This window comes from Stenotrophomonas sp. 85239_Sma (assembly GCF_056481725.1).
Genome location: NZ_CM151163.1, coordinates 1,938,147 through 1,949,721, shown reverse-complemented (window position 1 = coordinate 1,949,721; position 11,575 = coordinate 1,938,147). Strand labels below are relative to the sequence as shown.

Annotated in this window: 16 protein-coding genes and 1 tRNA gene; 10 read left to right on the top strand and 7 right to left on the bottom strand. The window is 64.8% G+C overall.

The genetic code is table 11. The features are described 5' to 3' along the window. Positions 1 to 111 precede the first annotated feature (111 nt). Positions 112 to 678, bottom strand: coding sequence for a TetR/AcrR family transcriptional regulator (locus ACYKG1_RS09270; RefSeq protein WP_478472476.1), 567 nt, complete (start codon positions 676 to 678; stop codon positions 112 to 114). A gap of 170 nt (positions 679 to 848) precedes the next feature. On the opposite strand from ACYKG1_RS09270, the gene ACYKG1_RS09265 reads away from it, so the two are divergent. Then, positions 849 to 1,679 carry a universal stress protein gene (locus ACYKG1_RS09265; RefSeq protein ID WP_478472475.1) on the top strand — a complete coding sequence of 277 codons (831 nt, stop codon included), beginning with the start codon at positions 849 to 851 and terminating at the stop codon, positions 1,677 to 1,679. On the opposite strand, the gene ACYKG1_RS09260 is transcribed toward ACYKG1_RS09265, so the two are convergent. Continuing rightward, positions 1,627 to 1,839, bottom strand: coding sequence for a helix-turn-helix domain-containing protein (locus tag ACYKG1_RS09260; protein ID WP_478472473.1), 213 nt, complete (start codon positions 1,837 to 1,839; stop codon positions 1,627 to 1,629). The genes ACYKG1_RS09265 and ACYKG1_RS09260 overlap by 53 nt on opposite strands. Further along, on the bottom strand, positions 1,812 to 2,015 hold the full coding sequence (locus ACYKG1_RS09255) for a hypothetical protein (protein ID WP_262083860.1): 204 nt from the start codon (positions 2,013 to 2,015) through the stop codon (positions 1,812 to 1,814). Before ACYKG1_RS09255 ends, ACYKG1_RS09260 begins: the two co-directional genes overlap by 28 nt. Between ACYKG1_RS09255 and ACYKG1_RS09250 the strand changes: the two genes are divergently transcribed. Next, complete coding sequence (locus tag ACYKG1_RS09250) at positions 2,009 to 2,293, top strand: hypothetical protein (RefSeq protein WP_262083820.1); 285 nt, start codon at positions 2,009 to 2,011, stop codon at positions 2,291 to 2,293. The two genes, ACYKG1_RS09255 and ACYKG1_RS09250, sit on opposite strands and share 7 nt — an antisense overlap. Before the next feature lie 7 nt (positions 2,294 to 2,300). Here ACYKG1_RS09250 and ACYKG1_RS09245 read toward each other — a convergent pair whose 3' ends face one another. Next, a complete protein-coding gene (locus ACYKG1_RS09245) occupies positions 2,301 to 2,765 on the bottom strand; it encodes a GNAT family N-acetyltransferase (RefSeq protein ID WP_262083821.1) in 465 nt (154 codons plus the stop codon). A gap of 164 nt (positions 2,766 to 2,929) precedes the next feature. Here ACYKG1_RS09245 and ACYKG1_RS09240 point away from each other — a divergent pair, with 164 nt between their 5' ends. Further along, a complete protein-coding gene (locus ACYKG1_RS09240) occupies positions 2,930 to 3,670 on the top strand; it encodes a dihydrodipicolinate synthase family protein (protein ID WP_478472471.1) in 741 nt (246 codons plus the stop codon). 22 nt (positions 3,671 to 3,692) lie between these two features. After that, positions 3,693 to 3,818 (top strand): hypothetical protein, encoded by a 126-nt coding sequence (locus tag ACYKG1_RS09235; RefSeq protein ID WP_478472470.1) that lies wholly within the window; start codon positions 3,693 to 3,695, stop codon positions 3,816 to 3,818. A 107-nt stretch (positions 3,819 to 3,925) separates the two neighbouring features. Here the strand turns inward: ACYKG1_RS09235 and ACYKG1_RS09230 are convergent, their stop codons facing one another. Further along, the gene (locus ACYKG1_RS09230; RefSeq protein ID WP_478472469.1) at positions 3,926 to 4,471 is read right to left on the bottom strand and encodes a hypothetical protein; all 546 of its coding nucleotides are present in this window, start codon (positions 4,469 to 4,471) and stop codon (positions 3,926 to 3,928) included. A 346-nt stretch (positions 4,472 to 4,817) separates the two neighbouring features. Then, positions 4,818 to 5,126, bottom strand: coding sequence for a hypothetical protein (locus ACYKG1_RS09225; RefSeq protein WP_478472468.1), 309 nt, complete (start codon positions 5,124 to 5,126; stop codon positions 4,818 to 4,820). Between the two features lie 654 nt (positions 5,127 to 5,780). Here ACYKG1_RS09225 and ACYKG1_RS09220 point away from each other — a divergent pair. Then, a complete protein-coding gene (locus ACYKG1_RS09220; protein ID WP_262083825.1) occupies positions 5,781 to 5,984 on the top strand; it encodes a hypothetical protein in 204 nt (67 codons plus the stop codon). Between the two features lie 732 nt (positions 5,985 to 6,716). Here ACYKG1_RS09220 and ACYKG1_RS09215 read toward each other — a convergent pair. Continuing rightward, a tRNA-Arg gene (locus tag ACYKG1_RS09215) sits at positions 6,717 to 6,793 on the bottom strand. 183 nt (positions 6,794 to 6,976) lie between these two features. Between ACYKG1_RS09215 and amaB the strand changes: the two genes are divergently transcribed. From amaB to ACYKG1_RS09190, 5 genes are all read left to right on the top strand, one after another. Next, positions 6,977 to 8,509 carry an L-piperidine-6-carboxylate dehydrogenase gene (amaB, locus tag ACYKG1_RS09210; RefSeq protein WP_049445849.1) on the top strand — a complete coding sequence of 511 codons (1,533 nt, stop codon included), beginning with the start codon at positions 6,977 to 6,979 and terminating at the stop codon, positions 8,507 to 8,509. Next, entirely contained in the window at positions 8,509 to 9,312 is an 804-nt protein-coding gene (locus ACYKG1_RS09205; protein WP_478472467.1) for an SDR family NAD(P)-dependent oxidoreductase, read from the top strand. Before amaB ends, ACYKG1_RS09205 begins: the two co-directional genes overlap by 1 nt. Positions 9,313 to 9,450: 138 nt before the next feature. Continuing rightward, a complete protein-coding gene (locus ACYKG1_RS09200; protein WP_478472466.1) occupies positions 9,451 to 9,735 on the top strand; it encodes a DUF4190 domain-containing protein in 285 nt (94 codons plus the stop codon). 4 nt (positions 9,736 to 9,739) lie between these two features. Next, on the top strand, positions 9,740 to 10,510 hold the full coding sequence (locus ACYKG1_RS09195) for a class I SAM-dependent methyltransferase (RefSeq protein ID WP_478472465.1): 771 nt from the start codon (positions 9,740 to 9,742) through the stop codon (positions 10,508 to 10,510). 8 nt (positions 10,511 to 10,518) lie between these two features. Continuing rightward, on the top strand, positions 10,519 to 11,574 hold the full coding sequence (locus ACYKG1_RS09190) for a quinone-dependent dihydroorotate dehydrogenase (RefSeq protein ID WP_262226907.1): 1,056 nt from the start codon (positions 10,519 to 10,521) through the stop codon (positions 11,572 to 11,574). Position 11,575: the final 1 nt, after the last annotated feature.

Here is an 11,575-nt window from a genome sequence, read left to right as displayed (position 1 = left end):
AGTGCACCATTCCGGCAGCACGAATGCCCTTTCCGGCAAGACGCCACGCAAATTCGGCGCACGTTGAAGCGCCCATCCATCACGGCGCGATACGCGCCACAGGCCTCGCACTCAGCCCTTCATTGCCCCATGGCGGAATGACGCCAGCAACGTTGATGCGGCCATCGCCGGTGCCAGCCGACCGCGCGCCAGTGACCAGGTGATGCCGTAGAAGCAGGTCAAGTAGAAGTCCGCCAACCACACTGCACTGAATTCGACGTTGAACACGCCTGCGTGCTGGCCGCGCAGGAAAAATGCCTCGAAACGCTCGCCGATCGGCGCCCAGCGCTCGGGCAGCAGGTGCAGGTCACCCTGCCGCTGCTGCTCTTCCATCATGCGTGCAAACAGCAGCGTCACCAGTTCCCAATCCGCCAGCAGGGTGTGGGTGACCTGCTCGAGCACCTGCATCGCATCGGCATCCCCGTCGAACCACGTGGCTGCGGCCTCCAGCCGCTCGAAGCCCGCAGCAAACAACGCCTCGTCGATCGCTTCGCGGGTAGGTGCGAAGCGGTACAGCGTGGCCCGGCTGATACCGGCGCCACTGGCCAGCTCGCTGAGTGTGCAGCGCGGATGGCTGACCAGGGTGGCAGCAAGGGCGTGGTGCAGGTCGCGGCGTGTACGTGCTGCGGCAGGTCGCATGGAGGGGCCTGGAGGCGGGGTCCACTCACGCTAGCATGAATCATCAATTAATAAACTGAATCACAAATGATTCATTGGAATCACGGATGCGCTACAACGGAGGCGCGTCCGGTGCACCCGGGTCGGTGCATGGCAGGGAACGCGTCACAGGCATCGAAGGAGACAACGCCATGCTGCATCCACTACGCGACATCGCTGTGCTGTTCGATGCCAGCGACACCGGGGACCGCGTACTGAACATCGCCGCCCATCTGGCGCAGGCCCAGCAGGCACACCTGGTTGCGGTATCCACCGCCCAGCATCCCACCGACATCGCCAACGGTTTCGCCCGCGGCGCGGGCATCGCCGCCGCACTCGACCATGAAGCACGTGCCGATGCCGCCTACACCGCACAGCTCATGCAGAACCTGCGCGCGGCCTCCGAGCCGCTGCAGATCAGCACCGAACTGCGCATCGTCTCGGACTATCTCGGTGGCGCCGACCTGGCCCTGCAATCGCTGTACTGCGACCTGATCATCGCCGGCTATCCGCACACGCCCGGCGCGCCCTCCGGCTGGCGTCCGCTGGGCACGCTGCGCCAGACCGGCGTGCCGATGCTGCTGGTGCCGCCGCACTGGCAAGGCGAACAGGTCGGCCGGCGCATCGTGGTGGCCTGGAATGCCAGCAAACAGGCCCGTCGCGCTGTAGCCGATGCACTGCCGTTGCTGGCGCGCGCGCAGGCGGTGCACCTGCTGATGGTCGACACGCCCAAGGCCGATGCCACGCCCGGTGCCGAGATGGCCCAGCACCTGGCCCGGCACGGTGTCGAGGTCGAGATCCAGGCGATCAGTTCAACACAGGGCGGTGTTGCCGCAACCATCCGCCAGCATGTCCTCGATGCCGAGGCCGACCTGCTGGTGCTGGGCCCTTACAGCCGCAGCCGGGTGGTCGAGCGCGTGCTCGGCGGGGTTACCGAGGATCTGCTGTCCGAAGTTCCGGCACCGTTGTTCGTATCCCACTAGCACCGCCCTGCCCCGCACGGCGGTAGCCGGTCAGCGACTGCCCGGTGTGCCGCCGGAAGTAGCGGCACAGGTAGGACGCATCTTCGAAACACAACCGCTCGGCGATGCGCCCGATCGGCAGCTCGCTGTAGCTCAGCAGCGCCTTGATCTCCAATACCACCTGGCGGTCGGCGCTGCTGCCGCCTTCTGCACCGGCAGCAGCGTGGCGAACTTCAGGAAAAAGGTCTGCAACAGGTTGCGCCGCATCACGTGCCGATAGCGGCCACCCGCGTGCTGTGCGTCCATCAGCTGCTGCAGCCAGCCCTGCAGCAGCGGCGCCTCCAGCGGCGATGGCACGCAATGCGGGTGCTCATGACGTCCATGCACTGCAACGTCGCGAGGATGGTCCCGCCGTCGGCTGTATCGGCATCCTGATCGGACCCGACAGCAAGGTCGGTATCGGCGAGTTCGCCGACAACCTGCCATCGCCGGCCACACGGAGCAGATGCATTTTCCAGCATGCTGAGGGGGACAAGTTCAACCGCTTCCTCGCCAACCACCGCACCGAACACATCAGCTGCATCACACGCGAGCAACGGCAGGAGCAGAAAGCTACCACCTTGCTGCGTGCATGATCACGACTCAGCCGGCACGGTGCTGCATGAACAGCAGTTCCGGCGTCGAAGCGTCTTCCATCGACTGGAAACCAAGGTCGCGGTACAGGGTCATCGCCGCGACGTTGTCACGATAGACACGCAGGGTCAGCCGCTCCACCCCGGCGGACTGCAACGCCTGCCCCATCAGCGCCTGCATCAGTACACGGCCCAGTCCACGCCCGCGTGCCTGCGGCGAAACGATGATGCGGCCCAGGTGCAGCGTTCCGGAGGTCGTTGGCCAGTACTGGCCGAAACCAACGCAGTGGCCGCGCGCATCCAGCAGCACCCACCCCGGCCGCTGCTGCAGTTGCAGTGCTTGCGCGAATGCATCGGGCGCGAGTGGATACGGTACGCCGGGGCCTGCCCAGCGCTGGGTTGCGCTGGCCGAATCCAGCCACGCGCCGATGACGGCGTAGTGCGGGGGCTGCACGGGGTGAAGGCACTCAGTCATGGCATGCGCGCGAGCAAGGATGGCCGCCATGGTGCGCGATCCTGGCCACCAAATCACGTTACAGGGCAGCGCTTGAATTTTGTCCTAGGACAATAAACAATTCCGATCATCCACGGTCGCCACACCTGACGCCCTCTCCTTTCCTTCTGCCCTCGGGGTTCGCCATGATCCACGGCCTCAGCGCCTTTCCTCTTACGCCGATGACCGAATCGGGCATCGACCTGCGCGCCTTCGCCGGGCTGGTCGAGCGCCTGGCCACCGCTGGCGTGGACTCCATGGGCGTGCTCGGCTCCACCGGCAGCTACGCCTACCTGGAGAACGCCGAGCGCATGCGCGTGCTGCGCGAAGCCCTGTCCCATTCGGGCGCCGTCCCGGTCATCGTTGGCATCGGTGCGCTGCGCACCCGCGATGTGCTGGCTCTGGCAAAGGATGCCGAGGATGCCGGTGCGGCCGGCCTGCTGCTGGCACCGGTGTCCTACCAGCCATTGAAGGAACACGAGGTCTATACGCTCTTCGAATCGGTGTGCACGGCAGTGCGCAGCCCAATCTGCGTCTACGACAATCCCGGCACCACCCACTTCCGTTTCAGCGATGACCTGCATGGGCGGATCGCCGCCCTGCCCAACATCGCCTCGATCAAGCTTCCACGCCTGTCCGACGATCCTGCAGAAGCAGCAGCGCGCGTCACCGCACTACGCGCCCATCTTCCGGCGCACGTCACGTTGGGCATCAGCGGCGACGCGGCCGCCGTGCAGGGCCTGGCCGCCGGCTGCGATGGCTGGTACTCGGTGACCGGCGGGCTGTTCCCCGAGGTGGCGCAACAGATCACCCGCGCGGCCGGCGCGGGCGACATGGACGGCCCAGGCCCTGTCTGCGAGGCTGGCGCCGCTCTGGGCGCTGTATGACCGCTTCGGCGGCATCCGCGTCATGGCATGCGCAGCGGCGCTGATGGGCCTGTGTGCGGAGGACTGCCTGCCACGGCCCTTGCTTGGGCTGCACGGTGAAGAGCAGGCGCGCGTGGCGGAGGTGCTGCGCGGCCTGGAGCTGCTGTAGCGCTCGAAGACGGGCGCCCCGTACGGCGCGTGGATGGTGACCCCGGCCCGATTCGAACGGGCGACCGTAGGGTGAGCCACCAAGCCAACAGCCAGGCGGCTACTCAATCACATGAAGACGTAGCCTTGCGGCCCATCGTTATGGGCGCCCGAGATTCCTTCGCAGCCGATATCGCGGGTGTCGAAATGACGCAACTTTCCCTTCCAGGCATAAGCGCATCGATACAGTGGCGCGGTTCCTGGCAACTGGACCGTCGAAAGGTAGCCGATAATCCCTCGATAGGGAGGAATGACTTGCCCCTCACAGTTCATGTCAGTTGAGGTGAAATCGTCATACGGCGTGTGGCTCAAACACGCCCTGATCGCATGACCACCCTCAAAAGGAGTCGAGGAGACAAATCCAATGACACCTTCGTCGATAAATCCCGATCGCAACCACGATGCAATGTCGTAGTGAACGATCATGTGCGAGTTTTGCTTGGGGTGATAGAGGCGATGCAGTTCTGCCAGCGTGACACCCGCCGGCACAGCAAGACTGGGATCCATCTGCACCGCCGCATTCGCCACGGATGCAAGGTCAGTCCCGCTTGCATGGGCGACGGGCGCGCCACCAACTACGAGAAGCAAAGAAATACTCAGAAGACTCGATTTCACGAAAATGCTCCGTTTCTTCAATCACGAACATCTTGTTCGCCGCTCGATCCTATCCAGTCTTGCGAGCCCACAATGTGACAACGCTCGCATCGATCACCCTCAATCAGCTTTTAGGCAGATGGCATTGAATTGAATTTCGGCCGCACCGGACTCTTCAACCAAACCCCAGCGGTACCCTGCCAGGTCCACGATGAAGATCGTGGCGAAGCATCCGACGGCCGCCGACGGTAGATGCCTACCGCATTAGCCGGGCAGTTAACACGCCTCGTAATAGCCACGAAGATCTCTTGGAGGCAGTCGCGTAGCGACTGCCTCCCTTCTGACGGCGGTGTAGATCAGCGATAAATCAGAGCCAGATGTAGCCCATGATTCCTTCGTTCACTGGATACTTAACACCTTCGCAGTTGGCGTCCAACGTATCGAAGTGATCTGCCCAGTTGTTCGGCTTCAGACCTCCGCGCATGCAGCGGTACAACGGCACGGTGCCCGGGAGCTGCGTCGACGCGATGTAGCCCGTAATTGGCATGCCGTTCGTGGCCTTCATATGACCCTCGCAATTCGGGTCCATCGAAGAGAAGCTATCCAGCCAGTTATTATTGAGGCAGGCATACATCGTCACGCTGCCTTCGAACGGATAGTAGGAAATGAAGCCCAAGGTTCCTTCCTACCCCGGTGCTTCATTCCACCCGGAGTGTTCAGCGGCCGCGCAGAGAATGTGTCCTCCCGATGGCGCCAGCGCTCAAGTTCAACCAGCTGAACGCCTGCCGGCAAATCTGCCGCCTGCGCATTGGCTTCCGCCAAGAGCTTGGGCGAGGCCCCCAAGTAATCCACTTCCTGTGCGGACGCGGTCAGCGCCAGAGATCCTACCAAGGCGGCTACTACAGCGATCATATTCTTCACATCTACTCCTTAGAGAATGGACGTACAGATTTCCAGCAGGCGTCATGCCCACACGTCGATTGTAGGACATGAAAATTTGCACATCCGAGACATAGTTCGAAATTGGCGTGCAAAGAACGCAAATTCGCGTTACCTGTGATCAATTGAAAAACCCCCTCTAACCGAACCCAAACGGAAACTCAGCAACGTCCACGATGAAGATCATGGCGAAGTTGCTGTCGGCGGCCGCCTGCCATGGAGTCCAACCGGTCAGCCTCGTGTTGAACCTAGCGCCGAACAGCCACGAGGATCTGCTGCAGCAGTTGTCCGACATCCGCGTCATGCAGACGCGAATGGTTCTCCGTAAGGACCGAGACTGTCCGACGCGCCACCCTCTGCCTTGTTTGCAGCACAGCACAAAGAGAGAGTCATGCGCGTACTGATCACCACCGCTTTCATCGCGACAATGCTTGCCACCAGCTGCACGACTGCACTAGGTGTGATCCACGGCCGGGTAGTTGAACTGCACCAGGAAACCGCCACTGATAGCGAGACGCTGGATGCGTTCGTTGTCAGAATCGTCCCACGCGTCCTGCAGGCATCGAAGACAGCCCGTGCCACGGTTTGCGGATAGGTAGAACAGGTCGCTGGTCGGAACACCGTCCAGCTGAGGATTGATGGATTCCTGAGCGATTGCGGTCTGCCGCAATCGGATCTGCCCTACCTGCTGGTGAATGGGACCGCTGCCGACGCCAGGGAAAACCATTTCTCACTGGCCAACCGCGATCACCCGGGCTACTTGATCACCCTGTGGCCAGTGAAGTTCCAGGATGCTTCCGGCGCCCGGACGGTCAGTCGTTCCTGACGTCCGCGACCAACCCAATCGCTTGGTAGGAACCATAGAACGCCGGCGGTGGCATGGGAGATGGCGTGGGGGTCTCGTATGCATTTCGATAGATGTCGAAGCCTTGGGTATAGACAGCGCCTGACCCGGTGCGAAATCCGACTGCTTTCGTGTAGACCCATCGCGTCCACCATTGAGGGCCACCGCCGGCAGCCGTACAAATGATCGCTGTGAAGACGCTCACGTTCGAGAGCGCCACGCAGAATCCATCAGCCAGTGGCATGGGGTAGGTAATGGCCTGCGTGCTGTTGGCCATCGCGATGATTCGGAGATATTTGTACCGAGAATCGAACACCACCCGGTTGTTTGCCGGGTTCTCACCCGAAGCCCACCGGTAGTGAGGAACGCAATCTGCGCAACGTCGGTCGTGTCGAAGCTGTGCCAAGCGTGCCAAAGCAGCGCTTCACCATGGCGTCCTAACACATCGCCCAAACCTGCCAAGTGCCGCAAGCCATTGATTTATGGTGACCCCGGCCCGATTCGAACGGGCGACCTTCCCCTTAGGAGGGGGACGCTCTATCCAGCTGAGCTACGGGGCCATGCAGCCGGGAAGTTTACAGGCAACGTGCCCTGCCCTCCAAGCATTCATGTTCGGCCCCGCCCGGCTGGCGCGTTGCACCATGGCCGGACAGGGCGCTCTGCTACCATCGGCGATTCAGTTCATCGCGTCCCCCACCTGCCCGCGATGGCGCCAAACAACGTAACGAAACACAGGAGTCTGCATGTCTTCCGAGCTGCTCAAGTCCCTTGGCCTGGACGCGATCAACGCTGGCACGTACCTGGGCAACGGGGAGTGGTCGAGCGCGACCAGCGGTGAGCTGATCACCCCGGTCAACCCGACCACCGGCGAGCCGATCGCGCAGGTCCGCGCGACCACCGAGGCCGAGTACGAGACCGTCGTCGCCCGCGCCCAGGAAGCCTTCAAGGTCTGGCGCACCACGCCGGCCCCGCGCCGCGGTGAAGCCGTGCGCCTGTGCGGCGAAGCGCTGCGCAGGCACAAGGACGCCCTGGGCTCGCTGGTTGCCCTGGAAATGGGCAAGAGCAAGCCGGAAGGTGATGGCGAAGTGCAGGAGATGATCGACATCGCCGATTTCGCCGTGGGCCAGAGCCGCATGCTGTACGGCTACACGATGCATTCCGAGCGCCCCGGCCACCGCATGTACGAGCAGTACCACCCACTGGGCCTGGTCGGTATCATCTCGGCCTTCAACTTCCCGGTCGCGGTGTGGAGCTGGAATTCCTTCCTGGCCGCCATCTGTGGTGACGTGTGCATCTGGAAGCCGTCCAACAAGACGCCGCTGACCGCCATCGCCTCGCTGAAGATCTGCAACGACGCCCTGCGCGAAGCCGGCTTCCCGGACATCTTCTTCCTGATCAACGATGCCGGCACCGCGCTGTCGGAAAAGATGGTCGATGACCGTCGCGTGCCGCTGATCAGCTTCACCGGGTCGACCCAGGTCGGCCGCACCGTCAACGAGAAGGTCGCACGCCGTCTCGGCCGCTGCCTGCTGGAACTCGGCGGCAACAACGCCATCATCCTGGACGAAACCGCCGACCTGAAGCTGGCCGTGCCGGGCATCGTGTTCGGCGCCGTCGGCACCGCCGGCCAGCGCTGCACCACCACCCGCCGCCTGATCGTGCACCGCTCGATCTACGCCGACGTGCTGGCCACCCTGGTCAAGGCCTACAAGCAGGTGGAAGGCAAGATCGGCGACCCGACCGACGCCGCCAACCTGATGGGCCCGCTCAACAGCGACGGCGCCGTGCAGCAGTTCCTGGATGCGATCGCCCAGGCCAAGGCCGCCGGCGGCACCATCGAAACCGGTGGCACCCGCATCGACCGCGCCGGCAACTTCGTGCTGCCGGCGATCGTCTCCGGCCTGAAGAACAGCGACGCCGTGGTCCAGCACGAAACCTTCGCGCCGATCCTGTACGTGATGCCGTACGACAGCATCGACGAAGCCATCGACATGCAGAACGGCGTGCCGCAGGGCCTGTCGTCCTCGATCTTCACCCAGAACCTGAAGACCGCCGAGAAGTTCCTGTCGGCCGCCGGCAGCGACTGCGGCATCGCCAACATCAACATCGGCACGTCCGGTGCGGAGATTGGCGGCGCCTTCGGTGGCGAGAAGGACACCGGCGGTGGCCGCGAGTCCGGTTCGGATGCATGGAAGGTCTACATGCGCCGCCAGACCAACACCATCAACTATTCGGATTCGCTGCCGCTGGCCCAGGGCATCAAGTTCGACCTGTGATGGCGACGGAGCCGGCCATGCCCGTCGGTCCGAGCCCCTCTGGGGCTCCGACCCTCGATTTCAGCGGCCGCCGCGTGCTGATCGCCGGCGGCAGCAAGGGCATTGGCCGTGAAATGGCGCTGGCGTTTGCCGGCGCCGGCGCGCAGGTCGCGGTCTGCGCGCGCGGCCAGGCCGGTCTGGATGCCCTGCGCGCCGATGCACGGGCGCAGGGCTTCGAACTGCACGCGTTTTCTACCGATCTGGCCGACCCCGGCCAGATCCAGGCCTGGCTGCAGGCCGCTGCCGACGCGCTCGGTGGCATTGACGTGCTGGTCAACAACGCCACCGGCTACGGCATGGCCGACGATGAGGACGGCTGGGCCGCCAGCCTGCAGATCGACCTGATGGCCGCCGTGCGCGCCTCACGCCTGGCACTGCCGTGGCTGCGCGCCTCCGGCGATGCCTGCATCCTCAACCTGTCTTCGATTGCCGCGCAGCAGCCGCGTCCCGGTGGCGCACCCTATGCCGCCGCCAAGGCCGCGCTTTCGCACTACACCACCTCGCAGGCGCTGGCGCTGGCCAAGGACCGGATCCGGGTAAATGCCATCGCGCCGGGCTCGATCGAGTTCGATGACGGCCTCTGGGACCGCCGCCGCAACGAAAACCCGGCGCTGTACCACGGCACCCTGGCGAAGATTCCGTTCGGCCGCTTTGGCCACCCGCGCGAGATCGCCGACGCCGCCCTGTTCCTGTGCTCGCCGCTGGCGCGCTGGGTCACCGGCAGCGTGCTCAACGTGGATGGCGGCCAGGTGTTGATGGGCTGACACCGGCACTCCGGTAGCTGCCAACCCTGGTTGGCATGCCTTTCGTCGACCAGGGTCGACGCCTGCCATCGTATCCGCCGGGCATGGGATTGCCGGGGCAGACGCACTATCATGTGCACACTGCCAAGGAGGACCCCGATGAGCGTGGCACCCCGACAGACAAGCGCCCTGGCCGTGGTCAGCCTGGTCACGGGCATCGCCAGCTGGACCGTCCTGCCCTTCGTGGCCAGCATCGTGGCCATCATCACCGGCCACATGGCCCGCGCCGAAATCCGCCGCCGCCCACACGAACTGGAAGGCGATGGCCTGGCCGTCACCGGCCTGGTCCTGGGCTGGGTGATGGTCGGCGCCGTGATCGCCGCCATCCTGGTCTTCATCCTGTTCTTCGGCGGCCTGGCCTGGCTGGCGGCGGTGTCGAACTGACGCCATGACCACTTCCGACAGCACCGAACGCTTCAGCAGCCGTGTCGCCGACTACGTCCGCTACCGGCCCGACTACCCACCCGCGCTGCTGGACTGGCTGCACGGCCCGATGGGTGTCAGCCAGCAGGCGCGTGTCGCCGACATCGGCGCCGGTACCGGTATTTCCAGCCGCCTGTTCCTGGCCAGCGGCCATCCCGTTGTCGCGGTTGAGCCCAATGCGGCCATGCGGGCCGCGGCCGAAGCATGGCTGGCACCGCGGTATCCGCAGTTCCGTGCGGTGGACGGCCGCGCCGAGGCCACCGGACTGGCCGACACCAGCATCGATCTGGTCAGTGTCGCGCAGGCGTTTCACTGGTTCGACACCGTGGCGGTGCGCGCCGAGTGGCAGCGCATCCTGCGCCCGGGTGGCCTGGCACTGATCTACTGGAATTCGCGCCTGCTCGACGCCAGTCCGTTCCTGGTCGGCTACGAACAGCTGCTTCTGGATTACGGCACCGACTACACCGCCGTGGCCGAGCGCTACCAGGACGATGCCACCATGCAGGCCTGGTTCGGCGCAGGCCTGCGCGGCATGGTGGAGCTGCCGAACGTACAGCACCTGGACTTCGATGCCCTGCGCGGGCGCCTGCTGTCCTCCTCCTACGCGCCCCAATCCGGTCATCCGCGCCACGCGCCGATGATCGACGCTCTGCAGGACCTGTTCGCCGCCCACGCGGTCGACGGCCAGGTCGCTTTTGAATATCGAACCCGAGCCTTCCTCGGCACGCTGGACTGAACCGACGCATGTATTCGCTTGCCCGCCCCTTCCTGTTCTCGCTCGACGCCGAGCGCGCCCACGGCCTCGGCCTGTCCGCACTGGACCTGGCCTATCGCACCGGCACCACGCCGCTGCTGGCCGCACGCATCGCGCCGATGCCCAGCACGGTGTTCGGGCTGACCTTCCCCAATCCGGTCGGCCTGGCCGCCGGCCTGGACAAGAACGGCGAGCACATCGATGCATTGTTCGCGCTGGGGTTCGGCTTCGTCGAGATCGGCACCATCACGCCGCGCCCGCAGGCCGGCAATCCGCAGCCGCGCCTGTTCCGGCTGCCGGCGCACAACGCGATCATCAACCGCATGGGCTTCAACAATGCGGGCGTGGACGCACTGGTGCGCAACGTCGAGCGCGCACGCAACCGCCGCGGCCTGCTCGGCATCAACATCGGCAAGAACAAGGACACCCCCAACGAACAGGCCGTGGACGACTACATCGCTTGCCTGGACAAGGTGTACCCGCTGGCCGACTACATCACGGTCAACATATCCTCGCCCAACACCGCCGGCCTGCGTGAACTGCAGGAAGAGACCGCACTGCGCCAGCTGGTCAGCCAGCTGCGCGACCGCCAGGAAGCCCTGGCTGCGCAGCATGGTCGCCGCGTGCCGATGCTGGTGAAGGTGGCGCCGGACCTCAGTGACCGCGACATCGATGCCGCCGCGCGCGTGCTGGGCGAACTGCAGGTGGACGGCGTGATCGCTACCAACACCACCATCGACCACGGCAAGGTGGCCGGCGACCCGCTGGCCAACGAGGCCGGTGGCCTGTCCGGTGCGCCGGTGCTGGAGCAGTCCACACTGGTGCTGCGCCGCCTGCGCTCGCGCCTGCCCGAATCCGTGCCGCTGGTCGGCGTCGGCGGCATCCTGTCCGGCGCCGATGCCGTGGCCAAGATGGCCGCAGGCGCGGCACTGGTGCAGTGCTACAGCGGCCTGATCTTCCGTGGCCCTGCCCTCGTCTCCGAATGCGTGGAGGCGATCCGTCGCCGCCGCGAAGCGCCGAGCCGCGGCGCGGTGGCGCCGCTGTGAG

Bases quoted from the DNA above. Each gene is read 5' to 3' on its own strand.
- ACYKG1_RS09200 (WP_478472466.1), top strand. From the start codon at position 9,451: ATGAGCGTGGCACCCCGACAGACAAGCGCCCTGGCCGTGGTCAGCCTG.
- ACYKG1_RS09220 (WP_262083825.1), top strand. From the start codon at position 5,781: ATGCGCGTACTGATCACCACCGCTTTCATCGCGACAATGCTTGCCACC.
- ACYKG1_RS09205 (WP_478472467.1), top strand. From the start codon at position 8,509: ATGGCGACGGAGCCGGCCATGCCCGTCGGTCCGAGCCCCTCTGGGGCT.
- ACYKG1_RS09235 (WP_478472470.1), top strand. From the start codon at position 3,693: ATGGCATGCGCAGCGGCGCTGATGGGCCTGTGTGCGGAGGACTGCCTG.
- ACYKG1_RS09265 (WP_478472475.1), top strand. From the start codon at position 849: ATGCTGCATCCACTACGCGACATCGCTGTGCTGTTCGATGCCAGCGAC.
- ACYKG1_RS09250 (WP_262083820.1), top strand. From the start codon at position 2,009: ATGGCACGCAATGCGGGTGCTCATGACGTCCATGCACTGCAACGTCGC.
- ACYKG1_RS09195 (WP_478472465.1), top strand. From the start codon at position 9,740: ATGACCACTTCCGACAGCACCGAACGCTTCAGCAGCCGTGTCGCCGAC.
- ACYKG1_RS09245 (WP_262083821.1), bottom strand. From the start codon at position 2,765: ATGACTGAGTGCCTTCACCCCGTGCAGCCCCCGCACTACGCCGTCATC.
- amaB (WP_049445849.1), top strand. From the start codon at position 6,977: ATGTCTTCCGAGCTGCTCAAGTCCCTTGGCCTGGACGCGATCAACGCT.
- ACYKG1_RS09270 (WP_478472476.1), bottom strand. From the start codon at position 678: ATGCGACCTGCCGCAGCACGTACACGCCGCGACCTGCACCACGCCCTT.
- ACYKG1_RS09190 (WP_262226907.1), top strand. From the start codon at position 10,519: ATGTATTCGCTTGCCCGCCCCTTCCTGTTCTCGCTCGACGCCGAGCGC.
- ACYKG1_RS09240 (WP_478472471.1), top strand. From the start codon at position 2,930: ATGATCCACGGCCTCAGCGCCTTTCCTCTTACGCCGATGACCGAATCG.